This is a genomic window from Mycobacterium sp. SMC-14 (assembly GCF_046250075.1).
Lineage (GTDB): Bacteria > Actinomycetota > Actinomycetes > Mycobacteriales > Mycobacteriaceae > Mycobacterium.
This window is the reverse complement of the sequence record NZ_CP176429.1, coordinates 2,264,197-2,286,752: the sequence shown is the minus strand read 5'-3', so window position 1 is coordinate 2,286,752 and position 22,556 is coordinate 2,264,197. Positions and strand designations below refer to the sequence as shown.

Sequence of the window (22,556 nt, the reverse complement as noted above, 5' to 3'; positions counted from 1 at the left end):
CCGAGATTACGCAGTCAGCGTCAGGGCAAGCCCGGAATCAGCATGACCTCCATCGGCGACACCGGAGCAACCGGAACGGTCGGCAGATACCCGGTGGGGGCGAACGCCGTCGGCGCCGCCGCCACCGGTGCCGGACCGCCGAAGTTCGGCATCGGGAACGGCAGGACCGAGCTCAGGCTGGCCGGCAGGTTCCCCAAACCGGGCAGACCGGTGGCCGAGGCCTGTTGCTGCGGCATTGCACTCGGCGAAGGCGGCACGTTGAAGGTCGCGGTCGCCAGCGGTGCCTGACCCGGTGTCGCGGGCGGAGCGAAGGTGGTGCCGCTCAGGGCCGACGTGGTGGTCTGCAGCAATTGCTGCGGGAGGCTCGTCGAGGACGCGACCATCTGCTCGACCACGCCGGGCAGCCCCGGGTTGATCGGCACGGTGTCGGCGTTGGCGGTGGCGCTGGACGCCAGCGCGGCGATGAACAGTCCCGCCGCGGCGCCGGCCGCGACGGTCAGGTACTTACGGATTCGTGACATGGCTTTTCCCCAATCCCAACAACTACAAGGTCGGGACCGAAGTTAGCCGTGTGAAAACTGATGCCTGTGTGACACGAGGGGCGTTTATGCAACCGTTGCGAACCGGAGCCGCGGCAGTTACCGAGCCGGCGTCAGCGGGCCAACCAGCTCGCAGTCTTCGCGAGTTCGGTGGTGTAGGCCAGCAGGATGCCGTCCTCGTAGTGGGCCCCGCCATTGATGGTGGTGCTGTCGCGCCAAATCGCGTGAACCTGGTAGATCCCGCGGCTGTAGATATCGACACGCTCACGCTGGGTACGCCGCCAGCCTTGCTGCTCTGCCTTTTCCGACAAAGTTTCCCGCGCGTCGGTCGCGGTGGTCTCACTGGTCATGAAGCCGACCCTCTTTTCGCATAGGCCAAACACGCTATCAGCTGCCCAGATGCCTCCCCGTGTGGCGCGGCGCGACACCGGCCCGGTCGACGGGCACCGACGTAACATCGACGGCGATGACCGCAGTGCCGAGCGATCCGATCGCCGACGTCGCGCGAACCGAACCGGGCGCCCGGATCGGGGCGTTCTTCGACCTGGACGGCACGTTGGTGTCCGGGTTCACTGCCACCGCACATGCCGGCGACCGGATCCGCCGACGCCAAGCCCGCGCCGGTGAGGTGTTCGGCGTCGTCGAGGCTGCCGTGCGGTATCGCCTTGGACGCATGCAATTCGAACGATTACTGGTACGCGCGGCGGGTTATCTGCGCGGCGAGTCCATCACTGAACTCGACGACGTCGGCGCACGACTGTTCTCCGACCACATCACGAGCCGGATCTACCCCCACATGCACGAGATCGTGCGCGCGCATCAGCAGCGTGGCCACACCGTCGTGCTGAGTTCCTCGGCACTGACCATCCATGCCGAACCGGTGGCCCGCTTCCTGGGGATTGCGCAGGTGCTGTGCAATCGCTTCGAGCTCGACGACCGGGGCATCCTCACCGGTGACATCGTCAAGCCCGTGGTGTGGGGGGCGCAGAAGGCGGCCACCGTGCAGGACTTCTGCACTGCCAACGGGGTCGACCTGGCCCAGAGCTTCTTCTACGCCGACGGCGACGAGGACGCCGCTCTGATGGCGCTGGTCGGCCGACCTCGTCCGGTCAACCCCCGGCCCCGGCTGGCGGCGCTGGCCGCCGAGCACGGCTGGCCGGTACTGCGCATCTCCAGCCCCGGCCGCGGCGCGCGGTCCTGGCGCCGCGCGGCCGATTTCGGGGTGGCGGTGCTGCGCGCATTCTCCACTCGCTGACCTACCCGATGCCCCAAGACACGATTGCCGGTAGTGTTAGGTTTCACCAGCACACCTAGGCCCGACTGGCCTCGTGATGCCGCATCTGGTACTTAATTAGAACACGTTTCACTTCGATCCCACGCCCCTGAAGGAGTCCGTCATGCACACTCCCCTCTGCGACGAACTCGGCATCGAGTTCCCGATCTTCGCTTTTACCCACTGTCGCGACGTGGTCGTCGCGGTGAGTAAGGCCGGCGGTTTCGGGGTGCTGGGCGCGGTGGGATTCACCCCGGAACAGCTCGAGATCGAGCTGAAGTGGATCGACGAGAACATCGGTGACCACCCGTACGGCGTCGACATCGTCATCCCGAACAAGTACGAGGGCATGGACTCCGGACAGTCCGCCGAGGAACTGGCCGAATCGCTGCGCAAGATGGTTCCCCAGCAGCACCTCGACTTCGGCAAGAAGCTCCTCGCCGACCACGGCGTGCCCGTCGAGGGCGCTGACGCGGACAGCCTGCAGCTGCTCGGCTGGACCGAGGCGACCGCAACCCCGCAGGTCGAGGTGGCGCTGCAGCACCCGAAGGTGACGATGATCGCCAACGCACTTGGGACTCCCCCGGCCGACATGATCAAGCACATCCACGAGGCGGGTCGCAAGGTCGCCGCGCTGTGCGGCTCCGCGCGACAGGCCCAGAAGCACGCCGCGGCCGGCGTGGACATCATCATCGCCCAGGGCGGCGAAGCCGGCGGACACTGCGGCGACGTGGGCTCGATCGTGCTGTGGCCCGAGGTCGTCAAGGCGGTCGCACCGGTGCCGGTGCTGGCGGCGGGCGGCATCGGTAGCGGCCAGCAGATCGCCGCGGCGCTGGCGCTGGGCGCGCAGGGCGCCTGGACCGGCTCGCAGTGGCTGATGGTCGAGGAATCCTCGAACACCGAGGCCCAGCACGCGGCCTACATCAAGGCCGGCAGCCGCGACACCGTCCGCAGCCGCTCCTTCACTGGCAAGCCGGCGCGGATGCTGCGCAACGACTGGACCGAGGCGTGGGAAGCGCCGGAGAACCCGAAGCCGCTGGGCATGCCGCTGCAGTACATGGTCTCCGGTATGGCCGTGCGTGCCACGAACAAATACCCGAACGAGAGCGTCGACGTCGCATTCAACCCGGTCGGACAGGTCGTCGGCCAGTTCACCAAGGTCGAGAAGACCGCGACCGTCATCGAGCGGTGGATTCAGGAATACCTCGAGTCCACCAGCACCTTGGAAGCCCTCAACGAAGCATCGGGCGTCTGATCGGCTACCGCTCGGCGCGTAGAAACGGTTGTGCGGCAACGAGGTAGATGCCGAACACCGCAAAAGGCGCCAACAGCGGTAGCCAAGGAAGCTGCCATGGGAACACCGTCGCGACCAACCCCGCGGCGGTGAACCCGAGGGCGAAGATCGCTGTCGGTGCCGGCACCGTGCCGGTGTGCCGCAACGCGAGGTAGCCGACCGCGGCCAGTCCGGCCGCCGCCGCGGAAACGTTGGGCGAATCGGCCAGGCCGATCACGACGACGGCGAGCAGCACCGCCGTCGTCGCCGCCACGCGCCACCGCAGCCCGAGTAGAACCGCGCCGGCGGCCAGCAGCGCCGCGGTCGCTGCCATACCCGAGGCGCCCAAGCTGGCGACTGCAACCATCGCCAGACCGCACAGGCCCGACAGCGCCAGCGGCAGGGGCCTGTCGACTCCGGACGAGAGCGCCATCACCGCACCGCCGCCGGCCTGTGCCGCTGCGTCACCATGCGCATCGCCTGCTCCAGCGGCTGTTCGCGCGGCCATGAGGCGACGTCAACACCGACAGTGGCCATGTCGCGATACATGGCGCTGCGCTGCAACATCCAGATCCGGGCCACCAACGGATCCGGCTCAATCTCGAAGGGCGAGCCGGCCAGCACGTCGACGGCGAGGACCACGTGCCCCCGCTTTCGCAGATCGGTCAGCGCCAGTGCGAATTCGGTGTCCAGCAGAGTGGAGAACGCGATGATCAAGGCGCCCGCCGGCACCGCGGCCCGGGGTGCCAACGTTCCGGTTGTCGACTCGACGCCATCGGCGGTGCCCAGTACCGCATCGACGATGCGATAGAACTGGCGCTGCCCGATCTCCGCGCCGACCCAGCGCGGGTGGCGGCCACCGAGAATGACGACTCCGGCACGATCGCCGTTGCGTAGCGCGGTCTGCACCACCTGCGCCGCCCCGAGTACCGACCGTTCGGTTGACTCGGTCGCCGGGCCGGCGGGCTGCGGGTACGCGTCGATCAGCACCACGACGTCGGCGCCACGATCGGTCAGCCGCCGGGTCACATGCAGGCTCCCGCGTCGCGCGCTGACCGGCCAATTCACCGAGCGCAACGGGTCGCCCGGTACGTAGGCGCGGATGTCGGCATATTCCACACCGCGGCCCGGGTGCCGGGTCAGGTGGGTTCCGACCCGATCGAGCAGGTCGCTGTGCGGGATCGGCGTGGCCTGTGGCGGCGCCGGCGGGAACACGGTGACCTCCGCGACGTCGACGGCTCCCCTCCCGACCAACAGACCGCCCCGGCCCACGGCATCCACGGTGGCGCGAATCGGATAGCGGCCCCAGCGTTCGGCGGTGGCAGTCAACGATTCTCGGCAACCAGCCGCGGCGGACGACTCGGTGATCTCGAGTGTGAGCGCCGGATGCGCCGTCACCACCAGACCCAGGTCGATCAGATCGGGGGCCGATGCCGTTGCGCCGACAGTCAATTCGACCGACTCGGTTTCGAAGCACCGCTGCTCTGCCGGGGTGGCGTGCACGCGCAACGCCGGAACGCCTCGCTGGCTGTCCAGCGAGCACAGCACTGCGAGCAGCGGCGCGGCGAAAGCGATCAACTGCCAACGCGATGCACCCACCGCCACCACCAGAGCCAGCGCGGCACCGGTGGCCAGTGCCTTAGCCAATGGCGAAGCCCGCCAATGCATGACGATATCCACCTCATGGAAGTCGGAGGCATGCGTCACGTCGGCGTCGCCTCCGGAGTCCGCGGCACCGGCAGCCGACGCAGCAGCTCCTCCACCACATCGGAGCCCTGGACGCGCCGTACCCACATCTCCGGCCTCAGCGTGATCCGATGGGCGATCGCCGAGGTGGCCAGCGCCTTGACGTCCTCAGGGATCACGTAGTCGCGGCCGAGCAGCAGGGCGCGGGCCCGGGCGAGCTGAACCAGGTCGAGTTCCGACCGCGGGCTGGCGCCCACGGCCACCTGCGGATGGCGCCGGGTCCCGGTCGCCAGCGACACCACGTAGCGCAGCACGTCGTCATGCACGCTGACCTGTTCCACGGATTCGCGCATCGCCACCAGGTCGTCGGCGTCGACCACCTTGCGCACCGTCGGCAAGGCGGCACCGCGATCCAGGCGCCGACGCAGCATGGCCGCCTCCCCCTGCTCCGAGAGGTAACCCAGGCGCAGCCTGATCGCGAACCGGTCCAGTTGGGCCTCCGGCAGCGGGTAGGTGCCCTCGTATTCGATCGGGTTGTCGGTCGCCAGCACGATGAACGGCGACGGCAACCGATGTGTGTTGCCGTCGATGCTGACCTGGCCTTCGGCCATCGCCTCCAGTAGGGCCGCCTGGGTTTTGGGTGGCGTCCGGTTGATCTCGTCGGCCAACACCAGGTTGGTGAAGATCGGCCCGCGCCGGAACTCGAAACGGCCCGAGGACATGTCGTAGATCGTGGTACCGAGTAGGTCGGCGGGCAGCAGGTCGGGGGTGAACTGCACCCTGATGAAGTCCAGTCCGAGCGCGGCCGCGAACGACCGTGCGATCAGCGTCTTGCCCAGGCCCGGCAAGTCCTCGATGAGCACATGACCGCCGGCGAGCACCGTGGTCAGAATGAGGGTGAGCGCGGATCGCTTACCCACCACGGCCCGTTCGATCTCGTCGAGCACCGCGGTGCAGCGTGCCCCGGTGGTGGCCGCCGCACCAGACAGCCCGGTGCTCATCGTTGCTCCAGGCGACACAGGATCTCTTCCAGCACAGCGCGTCCCGGGCCGGGCCCACTGACTCCGGCCGGCGCGACATTGCCCGGATCCACCCACTGCCACAGCTGGTCGCCGAACAGCAGCGCCCCGGTGGCACCGTATGCCGCGGGATCCTTCGTCCTCCCCTGCCCGGTGGATACCTCGAACCGACGCGCCAGGATCGGTCGCCACCGCCTGTCCCAGTCGGCTCTGGTCGATTCCGACCAGCGGATCCGCGCTTCGGTGCCCGACAGCCACCGGTGCAATGCCTCTCCGGGCTCATCGGTGGCCTCCGGGGCGGCGGGAGGTCCGGCGCCACCCGTGGTCAGCAGGCGCCGGATCCCCACTGCCGGCAGGGCGACGGCAACGCCCGCCGCCCAGAGTAGAGATTGCCGCTGGTGGATCATCAGCGTCACCAGCTCAGCACCGGCGATCAAGATGATTCCTTGCAGGGCAAGCGTTTTCATCGTGGAGTTCGCAGTTCGTCGAGAACCAGCCGCAGCGCTGCAACCGCGTCGCCGCGATCTCGCTCGGTCATCAGGTGGACGCTGAAGCGTGCCTCGGTGAACAGCTCCACCAGCCGGGTCGCGTTGTCCGCCGGCAGGGCATGGTGTTCCACGGCCCGCGCCAGCACTTCGGTAGGCGTGTCGAAGGCGCGCGGCGCGATATCAGGAACCGTGCCGAGGTGTTGTTCCATCACCGCGTAGCAGGCGATGATCGCGGCCCGCGGCTCGCGGCTGGGATCGACGATCCGGGCCAGGCCGAGTTCCGCTGCCCGCGCCAGGTTCTCGTCGGCGCTCGATGGGTCCGCCGTCGGCGGAATCCCAGGGGTCACGGGTGGTGCGGGATCGGGTCGCCGGGCGCGTGCGGCGACGATCACCGTGACGATCACCGCCAGCAGCAGGGTGGCAACGGCCAGCAGATAACCGGACATGCCAATGGCCGGCCCGCCGGGCACCGCCGGCGACGGCGGGGCCGGTGCTCCCGATGTGCCCGGCGGGGTCTCACCCGCGCCGGGAACCTCCGCCGGGAGTTCGATGCGGAGCCCGGCGCCGAACTTCGCCAGCACCAGGACCGTCAGCAGCCATAACGCCAACGCCGCCAGCACGATCAGCACCGATCGCCAGACCGGACCGCGGCTCGCCCCGGCGGTTGACGACAGCTGGCCGATGCTGCCGACCCTCGCACGGTGATGACGGGCCCGGTGCACGACGGCGACCGCGATGATGGTGCCCGACACCGCCAGCAAGACCGCCATCACGATCGGTTCGAGCGTGCTTGCGGCAGTCGCTCGGCGCGGCTCGGGCGGCGCGCCGGGCAGGTAACCGCGCGTCGCGGCACCGGCCACGAGCAACAGCACGATCGGGGCGATCACCCGCACGGTCGTGCTGTCGCTACCGGCTCTCACCGGAACACCAGTCATCTGGGTTTCCCGCCGTGGCCGCGGCATTCCCCATACTGGCATGCGCAGGCTGGCAGCGGCCAGGATCGCGCCGAGGCCGACTCGCCGGAAAGACCCGGTGTCGGTTCAGGCCGGTCCGGTCAGCCGGACTTCTCGTCGTGCCCGCCGAACTGCTTGCGCATCGCCGAGAGCACCTTCGCGCCGAACTCGAACAGCTGGCGCGAGGCGAATCGCGCGTACAACGCGGTGGTGAGCACCGGGGCGGGTACGCCCTCATCGATAGCGGCGATGACAGTCCACCGGCCTTCGCCGGAATCAGAGACCCGACCGGCGAATTCCTCCAATTGCGGCGACTTCTGCAGTGCACTGGCAGTCAGATCCAGCAGCCAGGAACCGATCACACTGCCCCGCCGCCAGACCTCGGTGACCTGCTCGATGTCGATGTCGTACCGATAGAACTCCGGATTGCTCAACGGCGCGGTTTCGGCGTCGCCCTGTTGATCCTGTTTGCCGATGTTGGCGTGGTGCAGGATGTTCAGCCCCTCGGCGATCGAGGCCATCATTCCGTACTCGATGCCGTTGTGCACCATCTTCACGAAGTGTCCGGCCCCGGACGGGCCGCAGTACAGATAGCCCTTTTCGGCTTGCGCGATCTCACCCTCGCGCCCCGGAGTGCGAGGGGCTGCCTCCACCCCCGGCGCCACGGTCGCGAAGATCGGCTCGACGTGGTCGAACGCTGGCCGGTCCCCGCCGACCATCAGGCAGTAGCCCCGTTCGCGGCCCCACACCCCGCCGCTGGTACCGCAATCGAGCAGATGAATGCCCTTGTCAGCCAAAATCTTTGCGTGCGCGATGTCGTCGCGATAGTAGGAGTTTCCGCCGTCTATCACGATGTCGCCGGCCGCCAGTGTGCCGGCAAGTTCCTCGATGACGCTCGTGGTGATGGCGCCGGCGGGCACCATCACCCACACCACCCGCGGAGCGGAAAGCTGCCCCGCGAGCTCGGCCACCGAGGACACCCCGGTGGTGTTGGGCTCGGTGGCCAATGCGCTGACCGCGTCGGTGTTGTGGTCGTAGACCACGCATTCGTGGCCGCCGTCGACCATGCGCCGAACGAGATTGGCGCCCATTCGGCCCAGACCGATCATCCCCAGTTGCATGCTGCGTTGCTCCTTACCGTGAGCGGCCGTCGTCCGCTCGAAGCTAACGCACCAGTCTGGACAGAGCCTGACCGGCGGATGCGCCGGGTGCGCCTAGCCGACCTGGGCGATCCCGGGCGGGAAGTAGGGGCCGATGCCTCCGGTGTAGATACCGGGCTGCCAGCCCCGCGCGCCCAGGCACAGCAGCGGCAGCCCGTCGGGTGATTGCGCGGCCGACTGCGGATTGGGGCACGGCGAACCGATCTCCTGCACCCCGTAGAGCGGGTAGGAGATCTGCCAGAAACCGGTGTCCTTGGCCGGGAACTGGTTGGCGATGAAGTGGCATGCCAGCGCTTGGCCATTGGGGCCGTGGCCATAGGTAAAGCGCTCCCAGCTGAAGCAGGCGTCGCCCTGGCGCTGGCCATCGACCATGCCCGGCACGTCGCCGGGGTAGGCAGCGGCATCCGGCGCGGCGCTGATAGCGACGGCACTCGCGGCTCCCGCGATGAAAGCAGCTGCAGCTAGTTCACGAATCATTCTTCGCCCTCAGTCTGTCGATCCAGGCCACCCATCGGCGACGCGTCAGAGCCTAACGGGTGGTGGTCGCACGCCATCGCGAATCCGCCGAAACCCCGCGGGCCGGGCCCGCTAAAGTGCCGCGGGTGACCGGAACGCAGTGGCAGCTCGACGCATCGCACGGCCAGCTCCTACTCCGCACCGATGTGGCGGGGCGAGCGGCGAAGATGGGCCATCGGCTCACCATCGTGATGGAGTGCTGGGAAGCAACCGTGTCATGGTCCGGCGACCGGCCGGCGGCGGTCGAGCTGGCCGTCGAGGTGGATTCGTTGCGGGTGGTGCAGGGCGACGGCGGAATGACGCCACTGACCGCGCCGGAGAAGACGCTGATCCGCAGCAATGCGCTCAAATGCCTCGACAGCAAGAAGCATCGGCTGATCCGGTTCGAGTCCAGCGACATCGCACCGACCGACGACGGGTATCGGCTGACCGGCGAGCTGGAGATCCACGGCCGGCGCAAGCCGCACGTCCTGGAGGTTCGGGTGACCGGCGACCGGAAGGTGAGCGGCGACAGCCGGGTGCTCCACAGCGACTTCGGTGTGCGGCGCTATTCGATGCTCATGGGAGCGATGCAGGTCGCCGACGAGGTGACGGTGTCCTTCTCGGGGACAATCCCGGCCGACGCCTCCGGCGGTGCCTGACTCAGCGGCCGGGTAGGCCGAATATGTGGTCCCGAATGCGTTCCCGCAATGATGGGACGCCATCCGGAGACGATTCCTGCAGGTCCGGGTCAGACGGTGCGTCCCACAGCGAACCGAACTCTGCGGGTGGCTCCTCCGAGGTCTCGGTCGGGGGCGCTGGCGCGGCAGGTGGCGGCAGGGCCGGGGCGGCCGCCGGTGGTGCGGCGGGCACGGCGACGCGCGCCACGGTCGCGTGCTGCGGTCGCGGCACATCCGGGTCTGCCCGGCCGGGGCCGAGCTGCAGGCTCAACGCGGCGGCCACCGACGCCACCAGTGACACCGCTCCCGCCCCCAACATCAGCAGGGCTGCGGCGTAGGACAGCGACCGCACCCGGCGCCGACCGACGTTTCCGGTCTCCAAGCCGGCCGCAGGCGCCTCCAGCGGTGCCGAGGTCAATTCGGCATGCGGCGCCAGCGCCTGGGCCGCCCCGCGCGCCAGGGCCTGAAACGCGCCACCCTGGACGAAGACCGGCATCGACAGCGTGGACTCCAAGCGGCGCCCGAGCCGGTCCATGCCCCGCAGCGATCCGGCCACCATGAGCACTTCCGGTCGCTGATCGGTCGGGGCCAAGGTGTTGCCCAGCCAGCCGGTCACATCGTCGACGGCGCTGATCGGACAGGCCGTGACGATCGATTCCCGAGATTCGGGGTGGTCGGGCAGGACCAGGGTGGCCACACCGGATTCGACGACACATACCGCGGCCCGCGCGTGTCGTGGGCCGATTCCGCAGGCCAGCGATGCGGCGGCCTGGCTGTAGCGCACCGGAACCACGTGTTCGAAGTCCGCATCCGCCAGCGACTCGAGCAGCAGTGCAGCCCCGACTGCGGCTTCATCGCTCCAGGTCACCGCCACGCCGTGCAATCGCTCGCCGCGCGAGGCCAGCATGGTGCGGACCCCGGCGGCCACCGCAGACGCCTGCGCCGCAAGATCCACCGCGTCGACTCCGGCGTCGCCGGCCGCGACACTCACCTCTTCACCGATAACCGTCGGGCAGCCCGAGCCCCCGGCGTCGGCCATGACCCAGCCGATGGTCGAAGGCGTGATCGCCAGCCCCAGTACGGTGTCCAAAATCGCGCGCCCCAATCGTCCTGATCTGCGATGTCACCGCGTCTGCTCAGGGCCCTCGCCGGGCCCGTCAACGGGATCGGCAGGGCGCCGGAACGGACCGGAGACAGCTCAGGACTGTGTGGTCTTGTCGGCTTACCGGAGGGGAGCCTACGCGTGTCATCCGGCTTGTCCTAACCGGGTCCGGAGCGAAAATCGGGTATGCTATATGCGAGTCGGATCCCTAGACGGCCGCGTGACTTGCAAATTGCGGCCGTTGCTGCATGTAAGGGCCGATGCCGAAGTGGTGGCGCGCGTGGCGTCGCGATCGAGAGATTGAACGTTCCACAGCAAGACGACAAGGGGCAGGAATGACAGACGTGAGCAAGGGATTGCGCTGGGCACGCCGACTTTTGGTCGGCGCGGTAGCTGCCGCAGCGCTGCCGGGCCTGATCGGCCTGACAGGTAGCGAGGCAACCGCATCGGCGTTCTCCCGGCCTGGTCTGCCGGTCGAGTACCTGCAGGTGCCTTCGGCAGGTATGGGCCGTGACATCAAGGTCCAGTTCCAGCCCGGCGGCTCGGGCTCCCCCGGCCTCTACCTGCTCGACGGCATGCGGGCCCAGGACGATTACAACGGCTGGGACATCAACACCCCGGCATTCGAGTGGTACTACCAGTCGGGTATCTCGGTGATCATGCCGGTCGGCGGCCAGTCCAGCTTCTACAGCGACTGGTACAAGCCGGCGTGCGGCAAGGCGGGCTGCTCCACCTACAAGTGGGAGACCTTCCTCACCAGCGAGCTGCCGTCCTACCTGGCCTCGGAGTACGGCGTGAGCCAGAGCCGCAACGCCGCGGTCGGCCTGTCGATGGCCGGCGCGTCGGCACTGACGCTGGCCATCTACCACCCCAACCAGTTCACCTACGCCGGCTCGCTGTCGGGTTACATCAACCCCTCGGACGGCAAGAGCTGGATCGGTCTGGCCATGGGTGACGCGGGCGGCTACAAGAAGGAAGACATGTGGGGCCCGGACGACGACCCGGCCTGGTTGCGCAACGACCCGACCGTCAACGTCGGCAAGCTGGTGGCCAACAACACCCGCCTGTGGGTCTACTGCGGTAATGGTCGTCCGAACGAGTTGGGCGGCGACAACATCCCCGCGACGTTCCTTGAGGGCAACTTCATGATCGGTCAGAACAAGAAGTTCCAGGAGCTCTACACCGCGGCCGGTGGCAGCAACGCGGTGTTCAACTTCCCGGACTACGGCACCCACAGCTGGGAGTACTGGGGCCAGCAGCTGCAGGCCATGAAGCCGGACCTGCAGAGTCACCTGGGCGCCAGCGGCGGCGGCAGCTAAACCTGCACCGACCGCAGCGGTCTTACCACTGGGCCCCATCCGATTCCGGATGGGGCCCAGTGCTTTGTCGCCGATGGGGTTACCGTGGCGCCGCCGACGTGATTGGATGGCGAACATGCAGGGTTCGGCGACAGTTCATATGGCGGCCCCGGCCGAGCGGATCTGGGATCTGGTGGCCGACGTTCGCAACATCGGGAAGTTTTCTCCGGAGACCTTCGAGGCCGAATGGCTCGACGGCGCCGACGGCCCCGCGGTGGGCGCACGATTCCGCGGGCATGTCCGGCGCAATGGGATCGGGCCGGTGTACTGGACCACGTGCCGGGTCACCGAGTGCGAACCGAACCGGGTATTCGGCTTCGCGGTGCTCGCCGGTGACCGCGCGGTGAACCGGTGGCGCTACGAGCTCTCCCCGACTGCGGATGGCACCGACGTCACCGAGTCGTTCCAGCTGGCCAAGTCCTTCCTCACCACCGTGTACTACTACGTGTTTGGCGGTTTTCTACGGCAGCGCAACAACATTCGCGATATGCGGCGCACCCTGGAGCGCGTCCGCGACGTCGCGGAAGGGCCAGCACAGCCCTAGCGGCTCAGTCCAGGCTGTCCGGGTCTGCCAGCGGCAGCAGCAGGAAAGACGGAGTGGGACCGCCCTGATGCACGTGGTAGAGACCGCCCGCCAACGCCCGGCGGGTGGACGCCGTCGGTACCAGGTGCGGAAAATCGTAGGTGGTCAACGTCAGTCGCAACCGGTGTCCCGGGGCGATCAGCGCCGCAGTCGGGAAGATCTCGATGTCGTAGCCGGTCAACTCCCCCGGCTCCACCGGTCGAACCGCAGAGCGGGTGCTGATGTGATGCGGGCGCAGCACGGTGCCATCCGGCAGGTACCAGGTACGGTCCGGGTCCAACTCACGGTGTGAACCGAGCAAAGCCCCCAGGGTCAGCGGGCGGTTGACCCCCTCGGGTGCAACGTCGTCGAGGTGGGCGACCCACAGTGTCTCGGTGGTGTCGGCGCTCGCCTGCACGCGCAGGGTGATCGGTCCGGCGATCAACGTCGGCGAGTCGAACGCCTCGGTGGTGTAGGTCAGTGCTCCGCGCTGCACTCGCCGGTTGTCCTGGTCATGACGGGTGCGGCCACCTGCCGCAGTGGTGGCGAAACTGTTCAGCCCCAACGACCACTGTTCGAGGCTGCGCCCGGATACCGGACCGTGTGAGCGATACGGCAACGCGGCCAGGCTTTGTTCCTCCTGGGCGTCGACAGTCAACCGGCCGGCGTGCGAGAGGTAGAGCCGGGTCGGTGTCGCCTCGGGAATCGGGTATTCGCGAGTGTGGTACCAGCGGCGGTCGCCGATCGGCTGAAAGGTGAACGGAGATCCCGAAATGGCAGCGGCGGCATCGTCTTTCAGCCAATAATCGAACCAGCGCAGCTGCAGGTCCAGCAGGTGCAGACCGTCGTAGTCCGAGACGTGGTACCACGGCCCCATCATCAGTTTGACTCGATCGGTCAGCGGTTGTCCGGGCTGCATCGGCGCATTCGCGGGGCGGCCGGTGTATGCGTTCTGCAGCGCCGCGTAGTTCAGCGGCGCGCCGCGCTGAAACGCGTCATGCCATCCGCCGGTGAGGAAGACAGCCACGTTGTTGGCGGCGATCTCGGGCAGCACCAAGTCCGGCCGCATGTCATCCCAGAACGGGCCGTCGTAGGCGGCGTCGCCGCCGGCGCCCGCCTCGGCGATCAATGGCCCGAAGTAGCCGCGCTGGTCTTTGCCGCGTTGGCGCACCGCCGCCAGCCCGCCGGCCCGGGGCCGCGAATGCGCTCCGGGGGTGAGGAACTCCAGCGCCGGGTTGATCACATTGAGCAACGCGTAGATCGAGCCGTAGGCGCGCACCGTCCGCAGGTGCGATACCCCGCCCATGGCGGCGGCATCCCGATAGAAGTCGTTGGCGGCCATCACCGGGAAAATCGCCTTGAGCGGAGAGTCCGGGCCCACCGCAGCCGCGGTGAACAGCTGATTGATGGCCAGGTAGGAGATGCCGAACATGCCGACTCGGCCATTGGCGTTGGGCAGTGTCGACGCCCAGGTGACCAACTCGACGCCGTCGCGCGTCTGGTCCGGGCCGAACATCTCGAACGAGCCGCCGGATGCGCCGGTGCCACGGACGTCGACCATCACCTCGATGTAGCCCCGCCGGATCAGATGCGGCGAGGGACCGCCACCGATCTGAGCCGCCGGTGGCGGCGCCAACTTGCCGTAGGGAGTCACCGACAGCAGTACCGGGAACGGCCCTTCGGCGGGCGCGCCGGTCTCGGGAATCGTCGGGTAGTGGATGTTGGCGCGCAGCACGACACCGTCGCTCATCGGCACAGCGACGTTGCGCTTGATCCCGACGCCGTAGCGCGCGGGCGGTGCGGTCCACTCCGGGCTCAGCGGCGACGGGTTCGCCTTGCGGGTCCGAGGGGCGCGCAACTTACCCGCCGCGACACCGGCTGCCCCCGCCGCAGCGGCTGCCGCCAGCACCCATCCGACTTTTCGCACCGTCCGCAGATCAGCCATGGCCACCTCCGCACCAGACTCTAAACACCGCGCCCATCCCGCTCGGACACCTGTCCGGCGCCGGCGTATATTCCGGCGTGTCACGTGCTTCGCCGGAAAGGGGCATCGGCATGCCGGCTGACGTCAAACACATCGTCACCGAGATGTGGAAGGCCTTGTCGCGTCGTGACTGGGAGGGGCTGAAACCCTTTCTGGCGCAAGACTGCATCTATGTCGATATGCCGGTGGGCCCGGCTGCGGCCGCCCGGGGGCCGCACGACATCGTCAAGCGCCTCAAGATCGGTCTGGAGCCGCTGGCCGGATACGAGAACCACTCTGGCCTGCTGGTCGCCGAGGGCCCCGACGTGCTCTACGAGCACTCGGAGACGTGGCGGTGGGCCACCGGAGAGACCGCGCTGCTGCGCTTCGTCACGGTGCACCAGGTGATCGACGGAAAGATCACGCTGTGGAAAGACTATTGGGACATGGCCGGCCTGACCGCGCACGCGCCGCCGACCTGGCTGGAAGACTTTGCCGAGGCCGACATGTCGTGGATATTCGACGCCACCGGCCTGATCTGAGCCGCGATCAAGCCCTGCTGGGCAGGGTCAGCGCACAGGCCTGTCCGATGTCCAGGGTGCGCAGCAGCCGCCCCATCCCCAGCCAGAGTGCACATGACAATGCGAGGTCGGCCACCAATTCATCACTGAGGTGCTCGCCGCAGCGCGACCAGAAGTCCTCGTCGTCCCGCAGGCCGGTGTGGTCGGTGGCGAAGCGGTGGGCGAACTCGGCGGCAAGCCGCTCCTGGGGGCTGTAGCCCGGCCAGGTGCGCCACTCGGCCACGTGCTCGTAGAGCTCCTCGTCCACCCCGGCCGCTGGGCCGTCGGCGTCACGGGTATTGACGCACACCGTGCACTCGTTGTCGAAGGCGATCACCATGCGGGCCAGTTCGCGCGTACGCATCGGCAACCGGCCCTTGTTGTAGACCGCTGTGCTGAATCCGCCGATTCCCGCTGCCAGGTCCGGTGACTTGACCATCCAGCCCATCACGTCATCTGCGGCGAATGCCCCGATTCGACTCATACTTCGCGATGCTAGCGGCTATCGCGAGTACGGCGGAGCCGGACGAAGCGGATCGCCGCCATTAATTCAGCGGTCTTTGCGGTCACCCGTGGGCGGTGCTGGTGAACTCCGCCGACTCCCCCGCGTCGTCGGGATCGATGATGGCCCGGCGCGCGATCCGCTGCAGCGCGGCGGAAACCTCGGCGCGATCCGGGCGGCCCTCGAAACCGGGCGAACGGGCCAGTTTGTCGACCACCCAGTCCTGCACCAGCGAGGACACGAACCCGACCTGACGCAGACCGGCCCGGGTCAGACCGAGATGATCGCCTTCGCGCAGTACATAGCCCTGAGCCACCAGCCGATCGACGGTGGGTTCGAGGATCTCGTAGGGCACCCGTAGTCGCTTGCCGATGTCACTGAGCCGCGCGGTCCGGAACACCTGTGTGTACCGGTAGATCCGCAGCACCGTCCACAGCCCGGCGACATCGAGCCGGCAGTCCGGCCGTAGTGCGATGGAGCGCAGCCGCATCCCCGGTTCGTTGTGCAACAGGCGCCCGATCGCGTTCTCCAGCAGATCGTCCGACGACGCGTTGGTGGGCATGCCGAACCCGTCGCCCAGGTCGACCGCGCTGTCGCGCAGCTCCTTGAGCGGGACCTCGCGCAAAAACAGGGCCAGCACGAACCCGAGCAGCGCGACCGGCGCGGCGCACAAGAACACCTGCCCCAGCGAATCGGCATAGGCCGTCACGATCGGCTCCGCCTGCTGCGGCGACAGTCGGCGCACCGCCTCGGGCGAATCGGCCGCGCCCGCGGCCAGTCCGGCGCCGCTCAGCGCCGGTCCCAGCCGGTGGCCAAGGAAGTTCACGAACAGCGACCCGAACACGGCCGCGCCGAACGAGCTGCCGATGGTCCGAAAGAACGTGACCCCGGACGTGGCGACGCCGAGGTCGGCGAAGCTCGAGGTGTTCTGCACGACGAGCACCAGAACCTGCATCGACAGCCCGATACCGGCTCCCAGGATCAGCAGGTAGACCGATTGCAGCAGCGCGGGAGTGGCGGCGTCCATCTGCGACATCAGCGCGAACGCGATCGTCATCAGTGCGGTGCCGACCACCGGAAAGATCTTGTACCGTCCGGTCCGTCCCACCAGGGCGCCGCTACCGGTGGAGGTCACCAACATGCCCACCACCATCGGCAGGGTGCGCAGACCCGAGGTGATCGCCGAAACACCGTCGACGTACTGCATGAAGGTGGGCAGGAAGGTCAGCGCGCCCAGCATCGCGAAGCCGACGACGAACGCCAGCACACAACAGACCGCGAACACCGGGTCGGCGAACAGTCGGGTCGGCAGGATGGGCGCCGCAGCCCGGTTCTCCACCCAGACGAACAGCGTCAGTGCCAGCACCGACCCGCCGAACAGTCCGATGATCGCCCACGATCCCCAGGCATATCGGCTGCCACCCCAGCTGGTGGCCAGCGTCAATCCGGTAGCGCCCAAACCGATCAACACGATCCCGGCGTAGTCGATGACGGGCTTGGAGCGGCCGGCCAAGGCCGGGATCGCCACGCCGGCCACGATCAACACCACCACCGAAATCGGCAGATTGATCCAGAACGCCCACCGCCAGGTGAGGTAGTCGGTGACGTAGCCGCCCAACAGCGGGCCGATGACGGTGGTGACCCCGAAAACCGCACCCAACATGCCCTGGTAGCGGCCCCGGTCACGCAGCGGGATGACTTCGCCGATGAGTGCCGCGGCGGTGACGGTCACGGCGCCCCCGCCGATGCCCTGCAGTGCGCGGGCGCCGACCAGCATCCCCATCGAGGCGGACAACCCACACAGCACCGATCCGGCGACGAAGCACACCACGGCGGCCTGGAACACCCGCTTGCGGCCGAACAGGTCGCCGAGCTTGCCCGCCAGGATGGTTGCGATCGTGGACGTCAGCAGGTAGCTGGTGACAACCCACGACTGATGCCCCGCGTTGCCCAGATCCGAGACGATCGTCGGCAAAGCGGTCGCCACGATGGTCTGGTCGAGCGCGGCCATCAGCAGGCCGAACACGATCGCGATGAAGATCAGGTTGCGGCGGTGCGGACTGACCGGCGCAGGTCGCATATCGTCGGCGACCGGCGACGATGCGGTCATACTCGCCTTCCCGCCGGGGACGGAGGTGGGGTCAACAGCGGCGCTCCGCTGTGTCGATCACGACGGCGGACGGGAGACGCACTGCGCCGAGTACAACGCCTCGCCGAGCTTGTCCATCAGCTCCAGTTGGGTTTCCAGGTGGTCGATGTGGGATTCCTCGTCGGCGAGGATGGTTTCCAGAATCTGGGCGGTGGTGCTGTCCTGCTTCTCGCGGCACATGACGATCCCGGGCCGCAGCCGGTTGAGCACATCGATTTCCAGCGCCAGGTCACTCTCGAACTGTTCGCGCAGGGTCTGCCCGATGCGGAGGGATCCGATGCGCTGATAGTTCGGCAGACCGCCCAGCACCAGAATCCGGTCGGTGACCGTCTCGGCGTGGCGCATCTCCTCCATCGACTCTTCGCGGGTGTGGCCGGCCAGTTCGGTGAAACCCCAGTTGTCCTGCATCTTCGCGTGCAGAAAGTACTGGTTGATCGCGGTGAGCTCACTGGTCAACTGCTCGTTGAGCAGTTTGAGAACCTCGGGGTCGCCTTGCATGATCTCTCCTCTGATGTGAAGAACCTCGCATGCCGGCCGCGACGGGACAGGGCTTGAATCATCGCCGTAACGCGCCAAATTCAATCTAATGCAGGCCAGCGCCCACAGGAGGCTGTTTACCCGCGTCTCGGCGCGTCGAATCGCCGCACCGCAATGGGGTCTTCGGGCGAGTGTGGATCGCCGTACGTCACCGGACCCGCGCAAGGTGCGCCTTACTTAGGTTAGACTCTACTAATATGAGACTGGTTTCGCCCGACAATCGTGTCGGTATTTCGCGCGCCAATCTCTCCCATCGCAACGACCCGCACTCGCTGGTGCTGGCGCTGGACTACCGGGTCGACGACGTAGGCCGGACGTGGTCGCTGATCCAGCAGGATCATTCCCCTCTTCTCGACCTGGGCGCCCGCCATGCGGTGCTCTACACCTCGGAGTTCGAGCCGGACCGGGTGCTGGTCACGATCGGCCTGCGGCATCGGGTATCGGTCAAAGAGTTGCTGCGCTCCCCCGCGATCTTCGCCTGGTTCGACCGCTCCGGTGTCAACGATCTGCCCGCGATCTTCGCCGGCGAGGTCACCGAGAAGATCAACCTGGCCCAGTCCGGTGATGAGCACGACGGTTCAGCGAGGCTCGACGGAGGAGAGGGGAAGCTGGAACCGTCGCATGTGCCCGACGGTTCGGAGGTGATCGTCGGCGCGGTTGCCACCATTGCCGACCCCGCGGACCTGATGGCCAAGGTGCACGCCGGGTTGGACCGGTTCTCCGACGCGGGAGTGCGCAAAGTGTGGGTGTATCAAGCAGTCGACGACGGGCATGAGGTGATGACACTGCTGGAAATCGACAGTGCGGCAAGTGCACAGCGATGGATCGACCACCCGGACACCGCCGCGGAGTGGATGTCCGGCATCGGAATCGGTGGTTATCCCCGACCGTTCGTCGGGAAATTCGCGACTGCGATCGATCTGATGACGCCCGTGGGCGACGGTCGGTAGGGGCATCGCATGTACGTATGCCTGTGTGTCGGAGCCACCAATCAGATGGTGTCCGACGCCGTCGCCGCCGGGGCGTCGACGTCGAAAGAGGTTGCCGCGATGTGCGGTGCGGGTGGCGACTGCGGCCGGTGCCGCTGCACCGTTCGCGGCATCATCGAGGCCACCCTGGCCGCGACCCCCACCGCTGCAGACAACGGAGCTCTGCGGCGCCTCGCGCTGGACATCAGCCCCGTCGGATCACACTGATTCGCCGCCCCGCCGACCGGTGAACTCGGCCAGCGCATCGGCGTTGGCCTGGCCACCCAAGAGTTCGGCGAAGAACGCGTTCTCCCGCTCGACCGCAGCCAGGGTCTCGGCCCGAGTCGGCTCGACCATCGCGCTCTTGACCGCCATCAGGCTGGAGATCGGCCGGGACGCAAGAACTTCCGCATGCCGACGAGCCTCGCCCAGGAGCCCGTCGGGCTCGCAGACCGCAAAGACCAGGCCCATCCGCAGCGCCTCGTCGGCGGTGATCCACTCCGAGGACATCAACAGCCAGGCTGCGTTCTGCCGCCCCATCAACTGCGGAAGCAGATAGGAGGAGGCCGCCTCCGGGGCCACCCCCAGGCTGGTGAACGGACATTTCAGCCTGGCCGTCGAAGCCATGAACGCCAGGTCGGCAAAGCCCAGGATCGTCGTTCCGATCCCCAGGCCCAGACCGTTGACCGCGCAGATCAGCGGCTTCGGGAAGCGCCCCAGCGCGGTGATGAGACCGCGGAATCCGTGCTTTCCGGGCGCGAAGTCCGGGTCGGTCACCATGGCCTGCATCTCGGCCAGGTCGGTACCGGCGCTGAACGCTCGCCCCGCCCCGGTGATCAGCACCACCGCGACCTCGGGGTCGTCCGCGGCGGCCAGCAGCGCTTCGGCCGTCGCGTCGTAGAGCGCCTCGTTGAAGGCGTTGAGCGCCTCGGGGCGATTGAGCGTCAGCGTCCGAACCCGGTTCTCGTCTTCGATCGTCAAGATCACCCGTGCAGCCTAAACGCCGGCCTGCACCCCGCGGCCGTGGCGCTCCTCAGACCAGCTCGACCTGGTGGTCCGCGGCGATGACGCCGCCGATGATCCCCGCCAACCGTCGATAGGCCTCGTCCCGTCCACTGGAAGCACGAAACACCAGCCCGATCCGCCGGCCAGGCTGGGGCGACGAGAAGTAGGCCAGCGCCAAACCATTGCGCTCGGCCTCGACCGCCACCGCGGTCTGCGGGATCAACGTCACCCCCAGCCCACCGTTCACGCACTGGACCGCGGTGGCCAGCGATGCGGCGCGGGTGGTGGCCAACTCGGCCCGCACGCCGGCGTTGCGGCAGATCTCCAGGGTCTGGTCCCGCAGACAATGCCCCTCGTCGAGCAGCAGCAGTGGCAGGTCCGCCAGTGCCGTCGGAGGCACCTTGCGTTTGCCGGCCAGCGCATGGCCCGGCGGCAGCGCCAGCACGAAATCCTCGTCGTAGATGGGTATTTCGGTCACCCCGGTCGCTTCGCTCGGCAAGGCCATCACGGCCGCGTCGACCGCGCCTTCACGCAGTCCGGTGAGCAGTCGTTCGGTCTGGTCCTCGATCACCCGCAGGCCCAGTTCCGGCAGTTGTTCGGACAGACCGGCCAGCACCGCGGGCAGCACATACGGCGCCACCGTCGGGATCAGGCCGAGCCGCATGATGCCCTGCAGCGGGTCGGCCACTCCGGCGGCGGCGGCGGAGAACTGCGCCGCGGCGTCCAGCACGGCGTGGGCGTGTGGGAGCAGCTGTTGCCCCTCCGCGGTCAGGAAGACTCGCCGGGTGGAGCGCTCGATCAGTTGGACCCCCAGGCCGGCCTCCAATGACGACAAGGCCTGCGACAGGGTCGACTGGCTCAGGCCCAGCCCGGCCGCCGCCAGGCTGAAGTGGTGCTTCTCGGCCACGGCGGCAAATGCCCGCAGGCCGGCGAGCGTCGGCTGATAGCTTGCATCGGTCATGCCGATAATTATAGTGCCTGGTATCACCTTTTATTTTTAATTGAGATGGGGCAGGATGGAGCGTGCGGGCGACCGACTCGCCCCGAACACCCGTAGAACTCAAAACCACAAGGAGTGACATGGCTCTGCTGACCATCGGCGACCAGTTTCCGGCCTACAGTCTGACCGCGCTGGTCGCGGGCGATCTGACGAAGATCGACGCGAAGGGGCCCGAGGACTTCTTCACCACCATCACCAGCGACGACCACAAGGGCAAGTGGCGGATCATCTTCTTCTGGCCCAAGGACTTCACCTTCGTGTGCCCCACCGAGATCGCCGCGTTCGGGAAGCTGAACGACGAGTTCGCCGACCGCGACGCCCAGATCCTCGGCGCCTCGACCGACAACGAGTTCGTGCACTACAACTGGCGCCTCGATCACGCAGACCTCAAGACGCTGCCGTTCCCGATGCTCTCGGACCTCAACCGGGATCTGGTCGAAGCCACCGGTGTTCTCAACTCCGACGGCGTGGCCGACCGGGCCACCTTCATCGTCGACCCCAACAACGAGATTCAGTTCGTCTCGGTGACGGCGGGATCGGTGGGCCGCAACGTCGACGAGGTGCTGCGGGTGCTCGACGCACTGCAGTCCGACGAGCTGTGCGCCTGCAACTGGAAGAAGGGCGAGGCGACCCTGAACGTCGGCGAGCTGCTCAAAGAGTCGCTGTAAACGCAGCCGGATGAATCGCGCTCGCGGTCATGTCGAGCGCCAGGATGAGGAGGAACAGCGCTAATGAGTATTGAGAACCTCAAGAACGCGATCCCGGAGTACGCCAAGGACCTCAAGCTCAACCTGGGTTCGATCGCCCGCACCACGGTCCTGAACGAAGAGCAGCTCTGGGGCAGCCTGCTGGCCACTGCCGCGGCCACTCGCAACGCCACGGTGCTGGCCGAGATCGGGGCCGAGGCCGCCGACAACCTGTCGGCGGAGGCCTATCAGGCCGCCCTGGGCGCCGCGTCGATCATGGGCATGAACAACGTGTTCTACCGTGGTCGGCACTTCCTGGACGGCAGCTACGACGACCTGAGGCCCGGGTTGCGGATGAACATCATCGGCAACCCGGGGGTCGACAAGGCGAACTTCGAGCTGTGGAGCTTCGCGGTCTCGGCGATCAACGGCTGCCAGGCGTGCGTTGCCTCCCACGAGCAGGTCGTCCGGGAGGCGGGCGTCGGCCGCGAAGCGGTTCTGGAAGCTCTCAAGGTCGCCTCGATCGTGGCCGGGGTGGCGCAGGCGGTCTTCGCCGCCAGCGCCGACCCCACCGCTACTTAGGTGTTCCAAGGCGTCT

Annotated in this window: 26 protein-coding genes; 10 read left to right on the top strand and 16 right to left on the bottom strand. The window is 67.6% G+C overall.

The features are described 5' to 3' along the window. Positions 1-20: 20 nt before the first annotated feature. Both ACKY0W_RS10640 and ACKY0W_RS10635 read right to left on the bottom strand, forming a co-directional pair. Positions 21-521: a hypothetical protein gene (locus tag ACKY0W_RS10640; RefSeq protein ID WP_409437509.1), complete on the bottom strand. Its 501-nt coding sequence runs from the start codon at positions 519-521 to the stop codon at positions 21-23. A 131-nt stretch (positions 522-652) separates the two neighbouring features. Then, positions 653-889, bottom strand: a complete 237-nt coding sequence (locus ACKY0W_RS10635; RefSeq protein ID WP_406757108.1) for a hypothetical protein — start codon at positions 887-889, stop codon at positions 653-655. Between the two features lie 116 nt (positions 890-1,005). Between ACKY0W_RS10635 and ACKY0W_RS10630 the strand changes: the two genes are divergently transcribed. Together ACKY0W_RS10630 and ACKY0W_RS10625 are read left to right on the top strand one after the other, a co-directional pair. Continuing rightward, on the top strand, positions 1,006-1,794 hold the full coding sequence (locus ACKY0W_RS10630; protein ID WP_409437508.1) for an HAD family hydrolase: 789 nt from the start codon (positions 1,006-1,008) through the stop codon (positions 1,792-1,794). Between the two features lie 142 nt (positions 1,795-1,936). Further along, positions 1,937-3,067: a nitronate monooxygenase gene (locus ACKY0W_RS10625; protein WP_409437507.1), complete on the top strand. Its 1,131-nt coding sequence runs from the start codon at positions 1,937-1,939 to the stop codon at positions 3,065-3,067. 4 nt (positions 3,068-3,071) lie between these two features. Here ACKY0W_RS10625 and ACKY0W_RS10620 read toward each other — a convergent pair whose 3' ends face one another. From ACKY0W_RS10620 to ACKY0W_RS10590, 7 genes are all read right to left on the bottom strand, one after another. Next, on the bottom strand, positions 3,072-3,518 hold the full coding sequence (locus ACKY0W_RS10620; protein WP_409437506.1) for a hypothetical protein: 447 nt from the start codon (positions 3,516-3,518) through the stop codon (positions 3,072-3,074). Beyond that, on the bottom strand, positions 3,518-4,753 hold the full coding sequence (locus ACKY0W_RS10615; protein ID WP_409437724.1) for a DUF58 domain-containing protein: 1,236 nt from the start codon (positions 4,751-4,753) through the stop codon (positions 3,518-3,520). Before ACKY0W_RS10615 ends, ACKY0W_RS10620 begins: the two co-directional genes overlap by 1 nt. Positions 4,754-4,788: 35 nt before the next feature. Then, positions 4,789-5,772 (bottom strand): AAA family ATPase, encoded by a 984-nt coding sequence (locus tag ACKY0W_RS10610; RefSeq protein WP_409437505.1) that lies wholly within the window; start codon positions 5,770-5,772, stop codon positions 4,789-4,791. After that, complete coding sequence (locus ACKY0W_RS10605; RefSeq protein ID WP_409437504.1) at positions 5,769-6,257, bottom strand: hypothetical protein; 489 nt, start codon at positions 6,255-6,257, stop codon at positions 5,769-5,771. The genes ACKY0W_RS10610 and ACKY0W_RS10605 overlap by 4 nt, the downstream gene beginning before the upstream one ends. Then, positions 6,254-7,198 carry a DUF4129 domain-containing protein gene (locus ACKY0W_RS10600; protein WP_409437503.1) on the bottom strand — a complete coding sequence of 315 codons (945 nt, stop codon included), beginning with the start codon at positions 7,196-7,198 and terminating at the stop codon, positions 6,254-6,256. The genes ACKY0W_RS10605 and ACKY0W_RS10600 overlap by 4 nt, the downstream gene beginning before the upstream one ends. A 134-nt stretch (positions 7,199-7,332) precedes the next feature. Next, positions 7,333-8,352 carry a phosphogluconate dehydrogenase (NAD(+)-dependent, decarboxylating) gene (gnd, locus tag ACKY0W_RS10595; protein WP_409437502.1) on the bottom strand — a complete coding sequence of 340 codons (1,020 nt, stop codon included), beginning with the start codon at positions 8,350-8,352 and terminating at the stop codon, positions 7,333-7,335. Between the two features lie 93 nt (positions 8,353-8,445). Next, the gene (locus ACKY0W_RS10590; protein ID WP_406757115.1) at positions 8,446-8,868 is read right to left on the bottom strand and encodes a hypothetical protein; all 423 of its coding nucleotides are present in this window, start codon (positions 8,866-8,868) and stop codon (positions 8,446-8,448) included. A gap of 116 nt (positions 8,869-8,984) precedes the next feature. Between ACKY0W_RS10590 and ACKY0W_RS10585 the strand changes: the two genes are divergently transcribed. Beyond that, positions 8,985-9,548 carry a YceI family protein gene (locus tag ACKY0W_RS10585; RefSeq protein WP_409437723.1) on the top strand — a complete coding sequence of 188 codons (564 nt, stop codon included), beginning with the start codon at positions 8,985-8,987 and terminating at the stop codon, positions 9,546-9,548. Between the two features lies 1 nt (position 9,549). On the opposite strand, the gene ACKY0W_RS10580 is transcribed toward ACKY0W_RS10585, so the two are convergent. Next, a complete protein-coding gene (locus ACKY0W_RS10580; protein ID WP_409437501.1) occupies positions 9,550-10,656 on the bottom strand; it encodes a hypothetical protein in 1,107 nt (368 codons plus the stop codon). Between the two features lie 347 nt (positions 10,657-11,003). Here ACKY0W_RS10580 and ACKY0W_RS10575 point away from each other — a divergent pair, with 347 nt between their 5' ends. Then, positions 11,004-11,987, top strand: a complete 984-nt coding sequence (locus ACKY0W_RS10575; protein ID WP_409437500.1) for an esterase family protein — start codon at positions 11,004-11,006, stop codon at positions 11,985-11,987. 106 nt (positions 11,988-12,093) lie between these two features. Continuing rightward, a complete protein-coding gene (locus ACKY0W_RS10570) occupies positions 12,094-12,570 on the top strand; it encodes an SRPBCC family protein (protein WP_409437499.1) in 477 nt (158 codons plus the stop codon). A gap of 4 nt (positions 12,571-12,574) precedes the next feature. Here ACKY0W_RS10570 and ACKY0W_RS10565 read toward each other — a convergent pair whose 3' ends face one another. After that, a complete protein-coding gene (locus ACKY0W_RS10565) occupies positions 12,575-14,338 on the bottom strand; it encodes a CocE/NonD family hydrolase (RefSeq protein ID WP_409437722.1) in 1,764 nt (587 codons plus the stop codon). Positions 14,339-14,643: 305 nt separating this feature from the next. Between ACKY0W_RS10565 and ACKY0W_RS10560 the strand changes: the two genes are divergently transcribed. Beyond that, the gene (locus tag ACKY0W_RS10560; RefSeq protein ID WP_409437498.1) at positions 14,644-15,093 is read left to right on the top strand and encodes a nuclear transport factor 2 family protein; all 450 of its coding nucleotides are present in this window, start codon (positions 14,644-14,646) and stop codon (positions 15,091-15,093) included. 7 nt (positions 15,094-15,100) lie between these two features. Here ACKY0W_RS10560 and ACKY0W_RS10555 read toward each other — a convergent pair whose 3' ends face one another. The 3 genes from ACKY0W_RS10555 to bfr all read right to left on the bottom strand — a co-directional run bounded on the left by ACKY0W_RS10555 (position 15,101) and on the right by bfr (position 18,260). Next, a complete protein-coding gene (locus tag ACKY0W_RS10555; RefSeq protein ID WP_409437497.1) occupies positions 15,101-15,595 on the bottom strand; it encodes a carboxymuconolactone decarboxylase family protein in 495 nt (164 codons plus the stop codon). Positions 15,596-15,677: 82 nt separating this feature from the next. Beyond that, entirely contained in the window at positions 15,678-17,723 is a 2,046-nt protein-coding gene (locus ACKY0W_RS10550; protein WP_409437496.1) for an MDR family MFS transporter, read from the bottom strand. Positions 17,724-17,780: 57 nt separating this feature from the next. Continuing rightward, entirely contained in the window at positions 17,781-18,260 is a 480-nt protein-coding gene (gene bfr, locus ACKY0W_RS10545; protein WP_046285450.1) for a bacterioferritin, read from the bottom strand. A gap of 236 nt (positions 18,261-18,496) precedes the next feature. On the opposite strand from bfr, the gene ACKY0W_RS10540 reads away from it, so the two are divergent. Both ACKY0W_RS10540 and ACKY0W_RS10535 read left to right on the top strand, forming a co-directional pair. After that, positions 18,497-19,249 carry a fatty-acid--CoA ligase gene (locus ACKY0W_RS10540; protein WP_409437495.1) on the top strand — a complete coding sequence of 251 codons (753 nt, stop codon included), beginning with the start codon at positions 18,497-18,499 and terminating at the stop codon, positions 19,247-19,249. Between the two features lie 9 nt (positions 19,250-19,258). Beyond that, positions 19,259-19,495 carry a bacterioferritin-associated ferredoxin gene (locus tag ACKY0W_RS10535; RefSeq protein WP_308486722.1) on the top strand — a complete coding sequence of 79 codons (237 nt, stop codon included), beginning with the start codon at positions 19,259-19,261 and terminating at the stop codon, positions 19,493-19,495. Here ACKY0W_RS10535 and ACKY0W_RS10530 read toward each other — a convergent pair. Further along, on the bottom strand, positions 19,487-20,254 hold the full coding sequence (locus ACKY0W_RS10530; protein ID WP_409437494.1) for an enoyl-CoA hydratase/isomerase family protein: 768 nt from the start codon (positions 20,252-20,254) through the stop codon (positions 19,487-19,489). The genes ACKY0W_RS10535 and ACKY0W_RS10530 overlap by 9 nt on opposite strands. Before the next feature lie 46 nt (positions 20,255-20,300). After that, positions 20,301-21,233, bottom strand: coding sequence for a hydrogen peroxide-inducible genes activator (locus ACKY0W_RS10525; RefSeq protein ID WP_409437493.1), 933 nt, complete (start codon positions 21,231-21,233; stop codon positions 20,301-20,303). Between the two features lie 119 nt (positions 21,234-21,352). Between ACKY0W_RS10525 and ACKY0W_RS10520 the strand changes: the two genes are divergently transcribed. After that, positions 21,353-21,940 carry a peroxiredoxin gene (locus ACKY0W_RS10520; protein ID WP_409437492.1) on the top strand — a complete coding sequence of 196 codons (588 nt, stop codon included), beginning with the start codon at positions 21,353-21,355 and terminating at the stop codon, positions 21,938-21,940. A gap of 63 nt (positions 21,941-22,003) precedes the next feature. Further along, positions 22,004-22,540 carry a carboxymuconolactone decarboxylase family protein gene (locus tag ACKY0W_RS10515; RefSeq protein ID WP_046285444.1) on the top strand — a complete coding sequence of 179 codons (537 nt, stop codon included), beginning with the start codon at positions 22,004-22,006 and terminating at the stop codon, positions 22,538-22,540. Positions 22,541-22,556: the final 16 nt, after the last annotated feature.

Bases quoted from the DNA above. Each gene is read 5' to 3' on its own strand.
- ACKY0W_RS10640 (WP_409437509.1), bottom strand. From the start codon at position 521: ATGTCACGAATCCGTAAGTACCTGACCGTCGCGGCCGGCGCCGCGGCG.
- ACKY0W_RS10635 (WP_406757108.1), bottom strand. From the start codon at position 889: ATGACCAGTGAGACCACCGCGACCGACGCGCGGGAAACTTTGTCGGAA.
- ACKY0W_RS10630 (WP_409437508.1), top strand. From the start codon at position 1,006: ATGACCGCAGTGCCGAGCGATCCGATCGCCGACGTCGCGCGAACCGAA.
- ACKY0W_RS10625 (WP_409437507.1), top strand. From the start codon at position 1,937: ATGCACACTCCCCTCTGCGACGAACTCGGCATCGAGTTCCCGATCTTC.
- ACKY0W_RS10620 (WP_409437506.1), bottom strand. From the start codon at position 3,518: ATGGCGCTCTCGTCCGGAGTCGACAGGCCCCTGCCGCTGGCGCTGTCG.
- ACKY0W_RS10615 (WP_409437724.1), bottom strand. From the start codon at position 4,753: ATGCATTGGCGGGCTTCGCCATTGGCTAAGGCACTGGCCACCGGTGCC.
- ACKY0W_RS10610 (WP_409437505.1), bottom strand. From the start codon at position 5,772: ATGAGCACCGGGCTGTCTGGTGCGGCGGCCACCACCGGGGCACGCTGC.
- ACKY0W_RS10605 (WP_409437504.1), bottom strand. From the start codon at position 6,257: ATGAAAACGCTTGCCCTGCAAGGAATCATCTTGATCGCCGGTGCTGAG.
- gnd (WP_409437502.1), bottom strand. From the start codon at position 8,352: ATGCAACTGGGGATGATCGGTCTGGGCCGAATGGGCGCCAATCTCGTT.
- ACKY0W_RS10590 (WP_406757115.1), bottom strand. From the start codon at position 8,868: ATGATTCGTGAACTAGCTGCAGCTGCTTTCATCGCGGGAGCCGCGAGT.
- ACKY0W_RS10575 (WP_409437500.1), top strand. From the start codon at position 11,004: ATGACAGACGTGAGCAAGGGATTGCGCTGGGCACGCCGACTTTTGGTC.
- ACKY0W_RS10570 (WP_409437499.1), top strand. From the start codon at position 12,094: ATGGCGAACATGCAGGGTTCGGCGACAGTTCATATGGCGGCCCCGGCC.
- ACKY0W_RS10565 (WP_409437722.1), bottom strand. From the start codon at position 14,338: ATGAGCGACGGTGTCGTGCTGCGCGCCAACATCCACTACCCGACGATT.
- ACKY0W_RS10560 (WP_409437498.1), top strand. From the start codon at position 14,644: ATGCCGGCTGACGTCAAACACATCGTCACCGAGATGTGGAAGGCCTTG.
- ACKY0W_RS10555 (WP_409437497.1), bottom strand. From the start codon at position 15,595: ATGAGTCGAATCGGGGCATTCGCCGCAGATGACGTGATGGGCTGGATG.
- ACKY0W_RS10550 (WP_409437496.1), bottom strand. From the start codon at position 17,723: ATGACCGCATCGTCGCCGGTCGCCGACGATATGCGACCTGCGCCGGTC.
- bfr (WP_046285450.1), bottom strand. From the start codon at position 18,260: ATGCAAGGCGACCCCGAGGTTCTCAAACTGCTCAACGAGCAGTTGACC.
- ACKY0W_RS10540 (WP_409437495.1), top strand. From the start codon at position 18,497: ATGAGACTGGTTTCGCCCGACAATCGTGTCGGTATTTCGCGCGCCAAT.
- ACKY0W_RS10535 (WP_308486722.1), top strand. From the start codon at position 19,259: ATGTACGTATGCCTGTGTGTCGGAGCCACCAATCAGATGGTGTCCGAC.
- ACKY0W_RS10525 (WP_409437493.1), bottom strand. From the start codon at position 21,233: ATGACCGATGCAAGCTATCAGCCGACGCTCGCCGGCCTGCGGGCATTT.
- ACKY0W_RS10520 (WP_409437492.1), top strand. From the start codon at position 21,353: ATGGCTCTGCTGACCATCGGCGACCAGTTTCCGGCCTACAGTCTGACC.
- ACKY0W_RS10515 (WP_046285444.1), top strand. From the start codon at position 22,004: ATGAGTATTGAGAACCTCAAGAACGCGATCCCGGAGTACGCCAAGGAC.